Genomic DNA, 17,290 nt, shown 5'->3' on the forward strand with positions numbered 1-17,290 from the left:
ACGAGTACAGATTACCTTTTGTTATCCATAGCCGTGGCTCATACGTCGAAAAATCAAAATGGATTTATATACTTATTTTATTACTACCTTACAAGTTGTTTACTTATAAGAAAAACAAACTGCTCATTTAAATTTCCCTTCTATTCTAGCCAATTAAAATTGAAATCGAATAAAGGTGATTTACAAACGCTTTATTTTATATTACCCCATTCCAACACAAAAAAATAAAGTGGTATTTCACCACTTTATTTTGCGTATTCCACTGCACGTGTTTCACGAATAACTGTAACTTTAATATGTCCTGGATAATCCAGTTCATTTTCAATACGTTTTCGAATGTCACGCGCTAAACGATGAGCTTCTAAATCATCGATTGTATCTGGTTTTACCAAGATGCGAACTTCTCTCCCTGCTTGAATTGCAAAGGATTTCTCTACTCCTTCATAGGATTCTGAAATCTCTTCTAGCTTTTCAAGACGGCGAATATAGTTTTCCAGTGTCTCGCTACGAGCTCCTGGTCTTGCAGCTGATAACGCATCTGCTGCTGCAACTAAAACCGCAATGATGGAAGTTGGTTCTGTATCACCATGGTGAGATGCGATACTGTTAATAACAACTGGATGCTCTTTATATTTCGTTGCGAGTTCAACACCAATCTCAACGTGACTGCCTTCTACTTCATGATCAATCGCTTTTCCGATATCATGCAATAGACCTGCACGTCTCGCTAATTTCTCGTCCTCGCCAAGCTCCGCTGCCATAAGTCCTGCTAAATATGCTACTTCCATAGAGTGTTTTAACACGTTTTGGCCATAACTTGTACGGAATTTCAAACGACCTAAAATCTTGATTAAATCTGGATGTAAGCCATGTACACCTACTTCAAATGTCGTTTGTTCTCCTACTTCACGAATATACTCATCCACTTCACGTCTTGACTTTTCAACCATTTCCTCAATACGCGCTGGGTGAATACGTCCATCCTGTACAAGCTTATCAAGAGCGATACGAGCAGTTTCACGACGAATTGGATCAAATCCTGATAGGATTACCGCTTCTGGCGTATCATCAATAATAAGATCAATACCCGTTAACGTTTCTAACGTACGAATATTACGTCCTTCTCGTCCGATGATACGTCCTTTCATTTCGTCATTTGGAAGATTTACAACCGAAACGGTTGTTTCAGCAACATGATCAGCCGCACATCTTTGCATTGCAAGAGATAAAATTTCTTTTGCTTTCTTATCCGCCTCTTCTTTCGCACGAACTTCACTTTCTTTTACCATAACGGCAATTTCATGAGAAATTTCACTTTCCACTTTACCTAAAATGATTGCTTTCGCTTGTTCGCGTGTCAGATTGGAAATGCGCTCTAATTCCGTTTGTTGCTTTTGAACTAACTCTCCCACTTTGCTTTCCAACTCTTCAATCTGTTGTTGTCTCGCTACAAGAGATTCCTCTTTCTTTTCTAACATTTGCTCGCGTTTATCGAGCGTTTCGTCTTTACGATCAAGGTTCTCTTCTTTTTGCATTAAACGATTTTCTTGTTTTTGTAATTCGCTTCTACGGTCACGAATTTCTAATTCAGCTTCTGTACGAAGTGTATGAATTTCATCCTTTGCTTCTAAAAGCGCTTCTTTCTTAAGTGCCTCTGCTTCACGATTCGCATCTTCTAAAATACGTCTCGCTTCGTTTGCTGCACCATTAATCTTCGCTTCTGCAATAGACTTTCGAACAAAAAAGCCAACAACTGCACCGACTGTTGCAAGCAAAATGGAGATGAGTACCCAAACTGTACTACTCATGATTTCACCTCCCCTTGCTATGAATGAAAAAAGACTGTCGGCATGTACATTGATTTTCAACGTACAGCAAAGACCGTCGCCCCGCTTTTTTAAGGGATTTTCTTCATTTCACAATTAAAATGTCATATTATTATTTCGAAAAGGTATAGAACCTACTCCGAATGTTACTTCTCTTCTAGAGAAGAGTGTATCGTATATAAGAAAAAATATACATTCTCATTGTATCTATCGCATTTTTCATTGTCAAGCGTTGTCTACTTTTACTTTCTTTACCTTTGTCATAAAAATCTTCTTTTAACGAAGAAAGTTTATATTCACCAATGATGCCAGCCCTTACCAAATCAATTTTCACAAGCGAGAATACTGTAATGAGAAACCCTCACTACATATTATTTTGGGATAAAAAATAAAAGACACGAAATCGTGTCTTTTATTAGTCAAGAAGATTCCCTTCTTCTGTACCCTCAGATGCAGAATCTTCTCCAATCCCATGATGCTCACGGATAAAGAAGGCAATTTCTTCCCTTATATCTTGATTTTCTTTTAGGAACTGCTTCGCATTTTCGCGCCCTTGTCCTAAACGTTCTTCATTATAAGAATACCAAGCACCACTTTTTTGAACGATATCAAGTTCAGAAGCCATATCTAAAATCTCGCCTTCTCTTGAAATTCCTTCTCCGTACATAATATCCACTTCAGCAACACGGAAAGGAGGTGCTACTTTATTTTTTACTACTTTTACTTTTGTTTTGTTACCAACAATGTCGTTACCCTGCTTTAATTGTTCAGCACGACGCACTTCAAGACGAACTGTTGAATAGAATTTTAACGCACGACCACCTGGAGTTGTTTCTGGCGTAATCTATAGATTTTCCATTTCTATAGTATGGACTATCTCTTCATCTCCTCATAGAGAGCCTTGCACTTCCAGCAGGAGCCTATCTTCTGCCGTACCCTACTCAGTTAACTAAAAAGTCCTTTTCGGTAGTCTCTACACCTTCCTCATATAAACATGAAGCTTGGCACGGTATTACCCTAATGGTATGGAGGGCTTCACCGTTAGCAGCTACTTACATAGCTACACCCTTAGGCAATAAGGTTCACAAGGTTTTTTAACATGCTATCACTAGCAAGGGAAACCCATAGTAAACTCCTTAATCTTTTACGATTAAGCAACTTGTAGTTGATTTCCGAACATAACCCCAACTTTTTCACGAATTTGGTTAATGAAAATTGCAATTGTTTTTGATTTGTTAATCGCACCAGAAAGCTTACGAAGTGCTTGTGACATTAAACGCGCTTGTAAACCGACGTGAGAGTCACCCATTTCCCCTTCGATTTCTGCTTTTGGTACAAGAGCTGCTACAGAGTCAATTACAATGATATCAATCGCACCGCTTCGTACTAATGCTTCTGCGATTTCTAAACCTTGTTCTCCTGTATCAGGCTGTGATAATAGTAACTCATCAATATTAACACCTAACTTTTGTGCATATACAGGATCCATCGCATGCTCCGCATCAATAAATGCCGCTTGTCCACCTTGACGTTGCACTTCTGCAATCGCATGTAAGGAAACCGTTGTTTTACCTGAACTTTCAGGTCCGTAAATTTCAATAACACGACCTCTTGGATAACCACCAACTCCAAGGGCTACATCAAGTGCTAACGAACCACTTGGAATCGTTGAAATTTTACGCTCCGCTTGCTCCCCCAATTTCATAATTGAACCTTTACCGAATTGCTTTTCTATTTGTTTTAACGCCATATCTAATGCCGCTTGACGATCACTCATTCAAAATTCCTCCTTAACTGAATTGCTAATCTTATTATACCTATTTCCATATCAATTTGCCAACAAAAATCGAACATTTATTCGATTTTTTTGTTTTCCATGGAAAACATTTCATTTTTCATCACAAAAAAACTAGAAGAAACTCACATCTCTTCTAGTTTTTTATATAAATGATAAAATCCATATTTTGCAGAGCGTTCTCTAATTTGCTGACGACTTCCACTCAAAATAAGAGGAAATACCACTGCCGGCTCATCCTTTATTGCTAACCCAACAAATACAGTTCCTGGTTTTTTATTTTCTGAAGCATCCGGTCCTGCTACTCCAGTGAAACTAATACCGATATCTGCATTTAAAAGTGTTTTAACATTTTCAGCAAGGTAACGCGCACACTGTTCACTAACTGCACCAACTGTTTGTAATGTCTCTTCAGGTACATGTAATATATGTTGCTTCACATCGTTATGATAGCAAACCACACCGCCCTTAAACACAGAAGACACGCCGGTATTTTCTGTTACTTGATTTCCAAACAGACCGCCTGTTAAACTTTCTGCACAAGCTAAAGTTAAACCTTTTTTCTTTAATAAATCAATCGCTTTATTATGAAGAAAATCTTGATTATACCCATAGAAGAATTCCCCTACTCGCTCTAAAATCAAATCTTCTACATGTTGAATGAGCACTTCTGCCCGCTTTACATCGTGATGTTTTGCGGTCAAACGAAGCGTTACCTCTCCATCTGAAGCTAGCGGAGCAATTGTTGGATTTGTCTGTCCGTCAATTAAGTCTTGAACTTTCACTTCTAATTGGGATTCTCCAATGCCGAAAAAGCGAAGAACACGAGAATATATACGCTCTTCCGTTGTAAAATTACGCAAAAACGGCTCTACGTAACTTGTATACATCGGTTTCATCTCTTTTGGTGGACCTGGTAATAAAATATATACCTTCTCGTTCTTAGCCAATCCCATTCCTGGCGCCATCCCGTGATCATTTGCAAATACAGTTGATCCTTTTAAAACAAGCGCTTGTTTCTTATTATTTTCTGTGAATTCACGTCCTGTGCGTTTAAAATACTCGCCAATTGACGTCAATGCCACTTCATCGTAAACAAGTTCTTCTTGTAAAGTTGAGGCAATCGTTTCTTTCGTTAAATCATCTTTTGTCGGTCCTAATCCACCAGTAAAAATGAGAATGTCTGCACGTTTCTCAGCAATTTGAATCGCCTCTTGTAAACGGTGATTGTTATCACCCACGACAGTATGATAATACACATCGATTCCGATGGAAGCTAACTTTTCAGATAAAAATTTCGCATTTGTATTTGTAATTTGTCCGAGTAACAATTCTGTGCCAACCGCAATAATTTCGGCATTCATTCCGATTCCCCCATAAGCTGTTATTTTGAATTTACAAAAGCAGCTCTATTTTTCCAGAAATAGTCCCATCCAGAAATAACCGTAAAGATAAGTGCAATCCATATGAAAATATCCGCAACCGGAATATGAATTAAATTTAATGGCACATCATGTAATAGATATGCTGAAATTGCAATAATTTGTGTCCATGTTTTAATTTTTCCTAGCATATTAGCTGCAACAACCTCACCAGTTCCAGCCAATATAAGACGTAATCCTGTTACAGCAAACTCACGGCTAATGATTACGATAACAATCCAAGATGGAACATATTGCATTTCTACTAGCGTAATGAGCGCCGCTGAAACAAGTAACTTATCAGCTAACGGATCAAGAAACTTCCCTAAATTTGTTACAAGATTATATTTTCTTGCATAATGTCCATCAATCCAGTCTGTAGCTGAAGCAACGATAAAAATGATTGCCCCTACTAAATGTTGAATTGGTAAATCTACATTTCCAACTGTATATGTTCCCCAGTTAAAAGGAGCTAACATAATTACTAAAAAAATTGGAATTAAGCAGATTCGAGATATTGTAATTTTATTTGGTAAATTCACAGCTATTCCTCCATCATGTAAAAAACATTTGTTCATCGGAAAAAAGTCATCGAAGCGATGACTTTTATTGTGCGGGTTGCCCTCCACCTAAATTTTTAATCACTAATCTTTGGTGCATCGCCTCTTCAGTACTTATACCATAATCAACAACTTTACCATTTACTTTGATTTCAATATTAGGTGTATTTCCAATATTAAGTCGTACTTCTTTTTCAGCCGTTAAGTTTTGTGGTACTGTTTGACCCGCTTCTAGCGTACCATTATAAATTCCCTTACCACCCTCATTTTTAATATCTACATAACTCGTGCCTTTCGCTATAATTTCCAGCTGTAATTCTTTATTATTATGAACTTCATATGTAGATACTTTCCCACTCGTCCCAACTAATTTCAATTCTTCTTGTCCAGCCGGTGGTTGTTGTACTGGTGGTTCCTCTTTCTTCGGTTCTTCTGCTTTTACTTCATCTTTCTTTGCATCTAGCGGCGAATCTTTCGCTTTTTGTACTTCTATCTGTTCGCTTTTCGTTTGTTTTTCTTGTCCTTCATCTTTTCCAGTTAACCATTGGAAAACAAACCACACAGCTACTCCAAATGCAATTACCAATAGTACAATCAATATTTTAGGCATATGATCTGCTATTGGAAGCGAAGCCGCTTTTTGCATCGTTTCTTGTGTCTTTTGACTTTTGGATACTTGTGGTACATCATGAGATTCCGATTGTGGTATTACACTTTGATACTCTACAAGCAACTCTTCTCCGTTCAGACCAACCGCTTCCGCATATTGTTTAATAAACGCACGTACATAAAATGCACCGGGCAATATACTATAGTCGCCCTCTTCAATTGTTACTAAATAACGTTTTTGAATTTTCGTAACCTCATGTAGCTGATCAATAGACAAGCCTTTCGCTTCCCTTGCTTCTTTCAGCTTTTGTCCTAATTCCGTCACTGCTAACACCTCAATATTTCATTAAAAGTCAAACATAGAGAAATTATTTTGCGCTCCTTGCTCAATTTCATCTACTAAATTATATTGAATTTCTTCATCATAATCGTTACGCAATTCAATAATATAATCAAAATCATCAAGTGTATATTCTGATTGACTCACAAATACATCTGGATGCTCGACAACTTTAGTTGCAGGTAATCTCATAATTTCACGAACGAGCTGCCAATGCCTTTCATTCGCACGCTTTGTTGAAACAATGCCATCTAATATAAAGATATTATCGTCACTATACTCATCTTCAATCAATTGGCTTCGTACCGTTTGTTTAATAAGAGTAGACGACACAAAAAGCCAACGCTTATTCGCACAAACGCTTGAAGCAACAATAGATTCTGTTTTTCCAACGCGAGGCATCCCTCTTATTCCGATGAGTTTATGCCCTTCTTTTTTCATTAGTTCTGCCATAAAATCAACGAGTAACCCGAGCTCATCACGTACAAAACGAAATGTCTTTTTGTCATCTGCATCTCGCTGTATGTACCTACCGTGTCTAACTGCCAACCTATCTCTGAGCTTTGGCGGACGATATTTCGTTACCGTTATATTATCCATCGTATTCAAAATTGATTCAAGTCTAGAGATTTGCTCTTGATTATCACACATAAGCAACAGTCCACGCCGCGCATTATCTACACCATTAATCGTGACAATATTAATGCCAAGCATACCGATTAACGAAGAAACGTCACCAAGCAAGCCAGGTCGGTTTTTATGTATTTCATACTCAAAATACCATTCAATCATTCAAGATCACTCCCTTGCTTACTTTACACCTACGTACTATATTATATGATTTTACGTTAATAGGGAAGATAAATGTATAATTGAAGCATTGTATTTTCAATACCTAAAAAAAAGAGAGGATTTCTCCTCTCTTTTTTACTTATGTTGTACAAACTTTACCATTAAATTAGCGATTGTATGTTGTTCTTGTTCATCAGCAACTTTCCAAAGCTCCGCTAATAATTTTTCTTGATCATTTCGAGCCTCTACTTCATTCGCCAAATAGTCCCCTACACGAAATGCCATGTCTGAAACTGCACCACCATTAAGTCCTTTTCCTTCTGCCTGGTCTAAACGCTCTCCTAAGAAGCTTTTCCACTGATCAAAATTATCTAGCACTGACATAATTAAGCACCTCACTATTAAGTAATCGAATCATGCTTAATTTGTACACTTTCTCATTTTTTATGTACCCATTTTTATCCCTTACTAACAAGTAAGAGCCACCTGCCTCAAAATGCAACAAAAATTAAGGAATCTGGTACAGAAAATTTTTTAATAAAAGCCAATTTACGAAAACGAATCATCAATGTGGGATAAATTCCTTACTGCTTAAAGTTTCACTCGCTGTTAACAATGCCAGCCACCATTCACCCCAATAATCTGCCCTGTTATATATGAAGCGGATGGTGATACGAGGAAAGATACAGTTTTTGCAACTTCTTCTGGCAATCCAATCCTTCCAATTGGAATTTCCTCTGCAATTCCCTGTTTATCTTCTTCTGAAAACACGCTTAACATTTCCGTCTCTATCGCTCCTGGTGCCACTGCATTTACACGTATACCACTTAGTGCAACCTCTTTGGCAAGTGCCTTTACATATGAATTTTGTGCACCTTTTACCATAGAATACAGTACCTCACAAGACGCTCCAACTTGTCCCCATATAGATGAAATAATAACGACATTTCCACTTCGCAGGTGAATCATCGATGGCAGCGCAAGCGAAAGAAGGTTATAAACACTCTTCACTTGCAATTCTACCATCTCATTTAATTGCTCATTTGTCACATCTGTTACCAATCCAAATATACTCTTTCCAGCTGCATACACAATAACATCAATAGGATGATGAATTTGCTCCCACAGTTTTTGCGCGCCACCTGCCATCGCTAAATTAGCTTGAACTGGAATAATTGAACCAATCCTATTCTTTAACTCTTTTATTTTTTCTTCACTCTCATTGTAGTGAACATACACGGTATAACCATCTTCAACTAACTGTTTTGAAATTGCAGAGCCGATTCCTCCGCTTCCTCCAGTCACTAATGCAAACTTTGTCATATGTATCCTCTCTTCTCTTTCTTCTACGGAGAAACTTTTTTCAGACCGCTAATTCTATCATATTTATAAACAAATCACCCCCGTATCTAACCATTTGCTAATAATAAAATAGTTAAATACGGGGGATAACCTCCACTTATGGAAGTTTCACTTTATTTTTTTGGCAACACTTGGCAAATACTCATTCTGTCTTCAGATAAAAATACTTTTGCCGCTTCTTGTAAATCTTGAACAGTTAAGCTCTCTAAAACAGAAAGGGCATCAAATAAACTTGATTCATTAAATGCATACCTTGTGAATTGATTTGCAATATATTCAGGTGAGTTAAGCGAACGTAAAAAACCACCGATTTTCTTTTTCTTCACCCTTTCAAGTGTTTCTTCATTTAATTCATTATCATTTACTTGTAATAAAATACTTATTAAGCGATTTGCTAATTCATCTGGTTGTTTTGTATCACCGCCGACCATAGCAAAACCAAAGTTATTCTCTTCTGTATAATCGTAAGAGAACGTATCATCAATAAGGCCTTCATTATATAAAGATTCGTAATGGGTAGAACCTTTTCCAAATAAATAATCTAAAAGCAACGTCAAAGCAATTTCCTGTTTTAACAGCTCATCGCCTTGTTGTTTTAAGTTGGTCGCCTTTACACCTACCAAACATTTTGGTGTTTGAACAGGCATAGAAATAATTTTTTTCTTTTCATTTACTACTTCAGGTTCCTCTTCAAACGAACGTACGATTTCTGGTTGATTTTTATAGTCTTTTTTCGCCTGGTTTTCACATATTAACGCCATTGTTTTTTCTGGATCAATTGCCCCAACAACAAATAATAACATATTACTCGGATGATAAAATGTTTCGTAACATTCATACAATAAATCTTTTGTAATTTTACTAATGGATTCAATTGTCCCAGCGATATCAATTTTAATCGGATGCTTAACAAATAAACTATCAATTAACCCAAAATACAACCGCCAATCTGGGTTATCTTGGTACATTTGAATCTCTTGGCCAATAATTCCTTTTTCTTTTTCAACTGTTTTTTCAGAAAAGTAAGGTTCCTGAACAAAATTTAACAATGTGTTTAAATTTTGTTCTACATTTGATGTACAAGAAAACAAATAAGCCGTTCTTGTAAATGATGTAAAGGCATTTGCAGAAGCTCCTTGTTTACTAAACAACTGAAATGCATCGTGATCTTCTTTTTCAAATAATTTATGCTCAAGAAAATGAGCAATTCCATCTGGCACCCGAACCATTTCCTCGTTCCCAAGTGGAACAAACGTATTATCCACGGAACCATATTTTGTTGTAAACGTCGCAAATGTTTTATTAAATCCTCGCTTCGGCAATATATATACATCTAGCCCATTTGGAAGCTTTTCATAATAAAGCGTTTCTTTTAATTGTTCATAAGAAATTTTCTCCATCTATTCTCCCTCCGTTCCGTGTAAAAAGTAAATTGTATCTAGTTCAATATTATTCGCAACCTTTATAATTTCCTCTTTCGTAACACGCTCAATGCCAGTTAACCACTCCTCTACTGGGCGCGTACGCTCTGCAATAACACCATGATAAAGCATTTCCACAAAGCCACGCGGCGTATCAATTGCCTCTAAAATTTGATTTTGAATAACACTCTTTGTTTGATGAATCTCTTCTTCTGAAAAATCGCCATTTTGCATCGCTTTCATTTGCTCTTTAATAATCTCAACCGCTTTTTCATAATTTTTCGCTTCAATTCCTGACATAACGAAAAGTAGACCTTTATGACTTTCAAAGCGCGATGCCGCATAATACGCTAAACTATTTTTTTCCCGTACATTCACAAATAATTTCGAGTGCGAGAATCCCCCAAATAATCCATTAAATAGCTGCAGCGCAAAATAATCTTCATCGCGGTACGTAATAAATGTACGATATCCAATATTTAACTTACTTTGCTTCAATTCTTGTTTTTCAACAATTTCCTGTTCCTCATTATTTCGCTTATGAAGAATGACATTTTTCTCTTTTACTGTACGAGGCGGAATTGAAAAATATTTACCTACTAGATCAATCGCATCCTCAGCTACATCACCTATAATATATAGATCCATTTCGTCTTCCGCTAACACCTTTTGATAATAGCGGTATAACGTTTCATTGGTAATAGAATCAACACGCTCTTTTTGACCATTTGCACTTAAACGATACGGTTCTACTTTGCACATTTCTTCAATTAATCGTTCATTCGCATAGCGCATTTTATCATCATATGTAGCTTCAATTCGTTGTACGAGCGCTCTTTTTTCACTTTCTACAATTGATTGTAAAAAACCACTACCTTCCGTTGCTGGGTGTAATACGATATCGGACAGCATAGAAAGTGCTTTTTCAAAAAGTGGCGGTGCATCCTGTAAATATATTTCATTGGCAATATCAACATAGATAGAGATGATATGATCCTCACCTTTTTTACTTACATCTACAGCCAAGGAAGAACCGTACAATTCCTCTAAATATTGACGAAGCCGAATGACAGACGGTAATTTTTCTGTCGCACTTTGCAATACATATGGTAATAAAGCACGCTCTGTCACCGTTTCTTCATTCAATGGTGCTTTGAAACGAAATACAAATGTATTTGTTTTATATTTATCTGTCGGAATCATATGTACACGCAAACCACCTAATTCATGCATTTGCTGTTCCATCAATTTCATTAATAGCCCTCCTTTACGTATATAGGAATATTCCTCTTCAATATACAGTTTTTAGAAAAGAAAAATCAACTTTTCTTCCTTATACACTTTTCCTTTAAACAGTTTATTCATTAAAAAGGGAAAGTAAATTTCTGTATTAAGCATATTCTATGTAAAAAAGCCCGCACTAATGTGCGAGCTTTATCAATACTTATCGTTTTCCTTTTTCATACGGTGTCCCCAGTGCCTTTGGAGCTTCTGAACGTCCAACAAACCCAACAAGTGCTAGAATCGTGAACACATATGGTAATATCGTTAAGAAAACACTTGGAATTTCTTTTAATACAGGAATTGTCCCACCAGTTACCCCAAGAGATTGAGCAAACCCAAAGAATAAAGCTGCTCCAAGCGCTCCGAGCGGATTCCATTTACCAAAGATCATAGCTGCTAATGCCAAGAAACCTTGTCCTGTAATTGTTGCTCCTGAGAAGTTATTCGAGATCGATAGTGCAAAAACGGCCCCCCCAACTCCCGCAAACATTCCTGAAATACAAACGGCAATATAACGCATTTTATACACATTAATTCCCATTGTATCTGCTGCCATCGGATGCTCACCAACCGCACGTAATCGAAGACCAAATGGCGTTTTATAAATAATGTACCAAACAACAAATGCTAAAATAATGGCAATATACGATGTTAATGGTACATTTGAGAAAAAGATTTCTCCGATAACCGGAATATCCGAAAGTCCTGGCACATCAATTTTTTCAATACGATATTGAATAAAATCAGTTTGTCCTTTACCAAAAATCTTCTTAATTGCAAAAACTGTTAAACCAAGAGCTAAAAAGTTGATGGCAACCCCACTAACAACTTGGTCCGCACGGAATGTAATAGATGCAACCGCATGAAGAAGTGCAAATAATCCGCCACCAATTGCTGCAAAAACAAGCGCAATCCAAGGAGTCATCGTTCCCCATGTATCTCCCATTAACAACGTTGTTACTATACCAGTAAATGCACCAAATAACATTAATCCTTCTAATGCGATATTTACAACACCAGAACGCTCACTAAACACTCCACCTAGCGCTGTAAAAATAAGAGGTGCTGCCGTATATAATGTACCTGTTACAAGAATGGCTAAAATATCTAGGAAGCTCATTTATTTCCCCTCCTTGCTCATGCGAGTAAGTGCCCATCTTAAAACATAACTACATGCAACAAAGAAGATAATACATGCAATAATTACGTTAATCAGTTCTGATGGAACATCAGCTTCAAAGTTCATTTGTGGCGCTGCACTTTTTAAACCACCAAATAATAAAGCTGCAAGTAAAATACCAAATGGATTATTTCCACCCAGAAGTGCTACCGCGATTCCATCAAATCCAATTCCAGTAAATGAAGACATCGCCGTCATATTTTGAAATGTCCCAAGCCCTTCCATCGCACCACCAATTCCAGCAAATGCACCTGCAATTGTCATAGATAACACAACATTCCGAGATACTTTCATACCCGCATATTGAGAAGCGTGTTGGTTAAATCCAACTGATTTCAATTCATATCCTAAAGTTGTCCGATCTAATAAGAACCACATCAAAATCGCAACTAAAATTGCAACAACAATCCCCCAATGAAGACGGGATCCATCTGTAATAGAAGCTAACCATTCTGATGCTAATGAAGCACTAGCCTGAATATCATATGATTTCTCATTTGCTTCATGTAAAAATCGCTTAATCAAGTCATACGTAACATAAAGAGCAATATAGTTCATCATAATAGTAACAATAACTTCATTTACTTTAAATTTACCCTTTAGGTACCCTGGAATAAATCCCCATAATCCACCAACTACTGCTGCAACTAATATAGATAATGGGATATGTAAAAATGCTGGTAAAGACACCGCATACCCAAACCAAACAGCCGCAAGCCAGCCAACTAATAGTTGCCCTTCTACTCCGATATTAAATAATCCCGTACGGAATGCGAATGCAACAGATAAACCAGCTAAAACAAGCGGAATCATCGTCCGAAGCGTTTCACCTATAGCTTGCGGATTTCCAACCATCCCTTCCCATAACGCTGCATAACCAACAATTGGATCATATCCACTAACTACCATTACAATGGCTCCAACAATCAAACCAAAAATAACGGACAACACAGGTACTAGAATATTAATTGTTCGCTCCGTTAAAAACTTTTTAGCCATTTGTATTCACCTTCTCTTCCCCTGTTCCACCAGCCATTAACAGACCCAGTTGCTGTTCATTTGTTTCTTTTGCATCCACAATCGCAACAATTTTCCCTTCATAAATAACAGCAACACGGTCACTCACATTTAAAATCTCATCGAGTTCTAAAGATAAAAGTAGCACCGCTTTCCCTTTATCTCTCTGCTCAATTAATTTTTTATGAATAAACTCAATTGCCCCTACATCTAAACCACGTGTTGGTTGCGCTGCAATTAATAAATCAGGATCACGATCCACTTCACGTGCAATAATTGCTTTTTGTTGGTTTCCACCTGAAAGCGCACGAGCTAATGTGTGTTCACCTGGTGTACGCACGTCAAATTGTTGAATAAGTGCTTTAGCTTTTTTTGTAATTTCACTAAAATTCAAAATCCCCTTAGTGGAAAATGGGTTCTTATAGTACGTTTGCAATACCATATTATCTCTAACAGAAAAATCAAGAACAAGCCCATGCTTATGACGGTCTTCTGGAATATGACCAATTCCTTCTTCTGTAATACGTCTGACTGGCCAATTTGTTATTTCTTTCCCTTTAATTGCAATAGAACCTGACTCAACTTTTCGTAAACCAGTAATCGCTTCTATAAGTTCACTTTGTCCATTCCCATCAATCCCTGCAATACCGACAATTTCTCCTGCACGAACAGTTAAGTCAAGGCCTTTTACAGCAGGTAATTGGCGTGCATCATGAACCGTAAGGTTTGCAATGGAAAGTACCTCTTCCTTAGGTGTTGCGTCTATTTTTTCTGTTTTAAAATTCACTTGACGTCCGACCATTAATTCTGCAAGTTTATGTTCATTTGTATGTGCAACGTCAACAGTTCCAATGCCTTTTCCTTTTCTAATGATTGTACAACGATCACAAACTTCCATAATTTCTTTTAACTTATGTGTAATAAGAATGATAGATTTACCTTCTTTTACAAGTTTCTTCATAATTTGAATAAGCTCATGAATTTCTTGAGGAGTTAACACTGCCGTTGGTTCATCGAATATTAAAATTTCCGCCCCGCGATAGAGCGTTTTCAAAATCTCAACGCGCTGCTGCATACCGACTGAAATGTCCTCAATCTTTGCGTACGGATCTACCGCTAAACCGTATTGTTCAGATAACTGTTTAATCTCTTTGGCAGCATCATCAACAGCAATCTTCCCTTTTTTCTTCGGTTCATTTCCAAGAATAATATTCTCTGTAACTGTAAAATTATGAACAAGCATAAAATGTTGATGAACCATACCAATTCCATAGTCATTAGCGATATTAGGATTGGTAATTTTCACAGGATTTCCTTTAATTTTAATTTCTCCCTGCTCCGGTTGATACAAACCAAATAGTACATTCATTAACGTTGATTTCCCTGCACCATTTTCTCCAAGTAAAGCATGTATTTCTCCCTGTTTTACTTGCAGCGTAATATTATCATTCGCTACAATTCCTGGGAATACTTTTGTAATATTATTCATCTCGATTACGTATTCCATATTGTTCCTCCTTTTAACTGGGAACATTCCCCTATTGCACTCTATTAAAAACGACTATATATATCTAATTTGATTTTCCAGCATATAAATTACGGCTATAAAAAACAAAAAGAAACTTCCACTCATGTTCTCCTCCTATTTTCACTTGATACGGGGCGAGAACAGGAACTAACCGCTTCTATCCACAGGCGGACCCTCTCTACCGCCTAAAAGGAATTGTTATGTCGATGTATTTATATATACAAAGGTTAGTTCTAAGAACTAACCTTTGCTATTTCTCTATCATTATTTCTTTAGAGAAGCCTCATATGCTTTGTACTCATCTGGAGTAGCTGGTACTTTAATTTCACCATCAGTGATTTTCTTTTCAAACTCTTCTACTTTTGTTAAAATTTCTGGATTTACTTTCTTCACATTATCAGTTGTTTTCGCAATACCAACACCATCATCTTTTAAACCAAACTCTTCTGTTTTTCCACCTTTTAACTTACCATCTTTTGCTTCTTGTGCTACTTTTGCAACTGCAACATCAACACGTTTTACCATAGAAGTTAAAGTTACATTTTCAGGCATACCTTCTTGATTTTGATCACGGTCAACACCGATTACCCAAACATTTTCGCCTTTTTTCTTACGGTTTTTCGCTTCTGTAAATACACCGTTACCAGTTGCACCTGAAGCGTGATAAATTACGTCAACACCTTGGCCATACATTGCTGATGCTAATACAGACCCTTTTTCCGGTTTATCAAATGCATCCGCATATTGTGATACGATTTCAATATTTGGATTCACAGCTTTCGCTCCAGCTTTAAATCCTGATTCAAATTTCTCAATTAATGGGCTTTTCACTCCACCAATAAAACCAACTTTATTTGATTTCGTTGTCATCGCTGCTACAGCTCCAACAAGGAAAGAACCTTCGTGATCTTTGAATGTAATGCTCGTTACGTTTGGCTTATTCACAACAGTATCTACAATCGCAAATTGTTGTTTTGGATATTGATCCGCTACCTTTTCAATTGAATCTTGCATTAAGAATCCAATACCAAACGCTACATCATAATTGCTTTTAGCAAATTTTGTTAAGTTCGGAATATAATCCGCATCCTTAGTTGATTGAATATAGCGGTATCCTTCATTTTTTTTCAAATTGTTATCTTTACCGAATTTCGTTAAACCTTCCCAAGCGGATTGGTTAAATGATTTATCATCAACGCCCCCAACGTCTGTAACCATACCAACCTTGAAGTCTTTATCCCCTTTTTTGTCACTATTTTCCTTGTCAGAATTACCACATGCACCTAAAACTGTACTTGCTGCTAACGTTAATGATAATAAAATACCTGCTTTTTTCTTCATACTAGAAACCCCTCCTAAATGATATATGTATCTATTAATATGCTAGTGTTCCTTTCTTCTTGCTGTCACCTCCCTAAAAAGGAACGAATTACATACGTTTTCGTAATACGTGGAAGCTAAATTTATCTGCTCTAAAATAATTAATAGAATATAAAATCGGCTCATCATTTTGATCGTAATGCATTTGCTTTAAAATTAGTAACGCCGTCTCTGGCTCGCATTGCAAAATTGGTGATATTTTCGGATGATAACCAATTGGTTCAATATGAGCAACCGCATATGTAATACGTTTATGCGTGTTATTATGAATTACAGTTAGCAATGATTCTTCGTTGTAATCGGATAAATCCGGTAATACTTCTTTCGCTAACTTGTCAATACAATAAACAACAGGTTCCCCGTCTGCTGTACGAACACGCTCAATCATGACAGCCTCAAAGCCTTCATCATTATTAAACTTTTCTTTTTCTTCTTCTGTTAGATTCGTAGTAGATGATGATAAAAAGATAGTTCCTGGTGTTTTCCCCACACTAGAAATCATATCTGTAATACTAGAAAGCTGTTCAATACCAGATGAGAATAGTGGTTTTGCATTCACAAAAGTGCCAACACCATGTCTGCGAATCACAACATTCTCCTCTTCTAAAATACGCAATGCTTCCCGTAAAGTCGCTCTACTTACGCCAAGTTCTTTCGCTAAATCAAACTCGGAAGGCAACTTTTGTTTCTCTTTATATGCCCCGCTTTTGATTTTTTCTTTAATGTGATCGATCACTCGTAAATATAAGTGTCGACTATCAGATTTAACTGACAT

Annotated in this window: 14 protein-coding genes and 2 pseudogenes; all 16 read right to left on the bottom strand. The window is 36.9% G+C overall.

From position 1 onward, the window contains the following. Window positions 1-245: 245 nt before the first annotated feature. The 16 genes and pseudogenes from rny to CN373_RS03740 all read right to left on the bottom strand — a co-directional run bounded on the left by rny (window position 246) and on the right by CN373_RS03740 (window position 17,290). Window positions 246-1,808 carry a ribonuclease Y gene (rny, locus tag CN373_RS03665; protein WP_000099780.1) on the bottom strand — a complete coding sequence of 521 codons (1,563 nt, stop codon included), beginning with the start codon at window positions 1,806-1,808 and terminating at the stop codon, window positions 246-248. 433 nt (window positions 1,809-2,241) lie between these two features. Next, a pseudogene (locus CN373_RS03670) lies at window positions 2,242-2,664 on the bottom strand (recombinase RecA); the annotation flags it as partial. 330 nt (window positions 2,665-2,994) lie between these two features. Next, window positions 2,995-3,603 (bottom strand): annotated as a pseudogene (gene recA / locus CN373_RS03675) (recombinase RecA); the annotation flags it as partial. Window positions 3,604-3,746: 143 nt separating this feature from the next. Continuing rightward, window positions 3,747-4,985 (bottom strand): competence/damage-inducible protein A, encoded by a 1,239-nt coding sequence (locus CN373_RS03680; protein WP_000990735.1) that lies wholly within the window; start codon window positions 4,983-4,985, stop codon window positions 3,747-3,749. A gap of 20 nt (window positions 4,986-5,005) precedes the next feature. Next, window positions 5,006-5,584, bottom strand: coding sequence for a CDP-diacylglycerol--glycerol-3-phosphate 3-phosphatidyltransferase (gene pgsA / locus CN373_RS03685; protein WP_001052962.1), 579 nt, complete (start codon window positions 5,582-5,584; stop codon window positions 5,006-5,008). A 64-nt stretch (window positions 5,585-5,648) separates the two neighbouring features. Then, entirely contained in the window at window positions 5,649-6,536 is an 888-nt protein-coding gene (locus CN373_RS03690) for a helix-turn-helix domain-containing protein (RefSeq protein ID WP_098358854.1), read from the bottom strand. Window positions 6,537-6,557: 21 nt separating this feature from the next. Next, window positions 6,558-7,343: a DUF3388 domain-containing protein gene (locus CN373_RS03695; RefSeq protein WP_000574108.1), complete on the bottom strand. Its 786-nt coding sequence runs from the start codon at window positions 7,341-7,343 to the stop codon at window positions 6,558-6,560. A gap of 135 nt (window positions 7,344-7,478) precedes the next feature. Further along, the gene (locus CN373_RS03700) at window positions 7,479-7,727 is read right to left on the bottom strand and encodes a DUF3243 domain-containing protein (protein ID WP_000114445.1); all 249 of its coding nucleotides are present in this window, start codon (window positions 7,725-7,727) and stop codon (window positions 7,479-7,481) included. 225 nt (window positions 7,728-7,952) lie between these two features. Then, window positions 7,953-8,666: an elongation factor P 5-aminopentanone reductase gene (gene ymfI, locus CN373_RS03705; protein WP_000159923.1), complete on the bottom strand. Its 714-nt coding sequence runs from the start codon at window positions 8,664-8,666 to the stop codon at window positions 7,953-7,955. A gap of 152 nt (window positions 8,667-8,818) precedes the next feature. Beyond that, window positions 8,819-10,105 carry an EF-P 5-aminopentanol modification-associated protein YfmH gene (gene yfmH / locus CN373_RS03710; protein ID WP_000411784.1) on the bottom strand — a complete coding sequence of 429 codons (1,287 nt, stop codon included), beginning with the start codon at window positions 10,103-10,105 and terminating at the stop codon, window positions 8,819-8,821. After that, entirely contained in the window at window positions 10,106-11,380 is a 1,275-nt protein-coding gene (gene yfmF, locus CN373_RS03715) for an EF-P 5-aminopentanol modification-associated protein YfmF (protein ID WP_000772439.1), read from the bottom strand. A gap of 190 nt (window positions 11,381-11,570) precedes the next feature. After that, on the bottom strand, window positions 11,571-12,530 hold the full coding sequence (locus CN373_RS03720) for an ABC transporter permease (protein ID WP_000008849.1): 960 nt from the start codon (window positions 12,528-12,530) through the stop codon (window positions 11,571-11,573). Then, window positions 12,531-13,589: an ABC transporter permease gene (locus tag CN373_RS03725; RefSeq protein WP_001074491.1), complete on the bottom strand. Its 1,059-nt coding sequence runs from the start codon at window positions 13,587-13,589 to the stop codon at window positions 12,531-12,533. After that, on the bottom strand, window positions 13,582-15,114 hold the full coding sequence (locus CN373_RS03730) for an ABC transporter ATP-binding protein (RefSeq protein ID WP_000456944.1): 1,533 nt from the start codon (window positions 15,112-15,114) through the stop codon (window positions 13,582-13,584). The genes CN373_RS03725 and CN373_RS03730 overlap by 8 nt, the downstream gene beginning before the upstream one ends. Before the next feature lie 285 nt (window positions 15,115-15,399). After that, on the bottom strand, window positions 15,400-16,476 hold the full coding sequence (locus tag CN373_RS03735) for a BMP family lipoprotein (protein WP_098358855.1): 1,077 nt from the start codon (window positions 16,474-16,476) through the stop codon (window positions 15,400-15,402). 88 nt (window positions 16,477-16,564) lie between these two features. Beyond that, a complete protein-coding gene (locus tag CN373_RS03740) occupies window positions 16,565-17,290 on the bottom strand; it encodes a GntR family transcriptional regulator (protein ID WP_098358856.1) in 726 nt (241 codons plus the stop codon).

The organism is Bacillus cereus, from assembly GCF_002561295.1.
GTDB lineage: Bacteria > Bacillota > Bacilli > Bacillales > Bacillaceae_G > Bacillus_A > Bacillus_A cereus_S.

Excerpts from the sequence above, each read along its gene's own strand:
- rny (WP_000099780.1), bottom strand. The coding sequence starts at position 1,808 with ATGAGTAGTACAGTTTGGGTACTCATCTCCATTTTGCTTGCAACAGTC.
- CN373_RS03680 (WP_000990735.1), bottom strand. The coding sequence starts at position 4,985 with ATGAATGCCGAAATTATTGCGGTTGGCACAGAATTGTTACTCGGACAA.
- CN373_RS03695 (WP_000574108.1), bottom strand. The coding sequence starts at position 7,343 with ATGATTGAATGGTATTTTGAGTATGAAATACATAAAAACCGACCTGGC.
- CN373_RS03700 (WP_000114445.1), bottom strand. The coding sequence starts at position 7,727 with ATGTCAGTGCTAGATAATTTTGATCAGTGGAAAAGCTTCTTAGGAGAG.
- ymfI (WP_000159923.1), bottom strand. The coding sequence starts at position 8,666 with ATGACAAAGTTTGCATTAGTGACTGGAGGAAGCGGAGGAATCGGCTCT.
- yfmH (WP_000411784.1), bottom strand. The coding sequence starts at position 10,105 with ATGGAGAAAATTTCTTATGAACAATTAAAAGAAACGCTTTATTATGAA.
- yfmF (WP_000772439.1), bottom strand. The coding sequence starts at position 11,380 with ATGAAATTGATGGAACAGCAAATGCATGAATTAGGTGGTTTGCGTGTA.
- CN373_RS03720 (WP_000008849.1), bottom strand. The coding sequence starts at position 12,530 with ATGAGCTTCCTAGATATTTTAGCCATTCTTGTAACAGGTACATTATAT.
- CN373_RS03725 (WP_001074491.1), bottom strand. The coding sequence starts at position 13,589 with ATGGCTAAAAAGTTTTTAACGGAGCGAACAATTAATATTCTAGTACCT.
- CN373_RS03730 (WP_000456944.1), bottom strand. The coding sequence starts at position 15,114 with ATGGAATACGTAATCGAGATGAATAATATTACAAAAGTATTCCCAGGA.
- CN373_RS03735 (WP_098358855.1), bottom strand. The coding sequence starts at position 16,476 with ATGAAGAAAAAAGCAGGTATTTTATTATCATTAACGTTAGCAGCAAGT.
- CN373_RS03740 (WP_098358856.1), bottom strand. The coding sequence starts at position 17,290 with ATGTCAGTTAAATCTGATAGTCGACACTTATATTTACGAGTGATCGAT.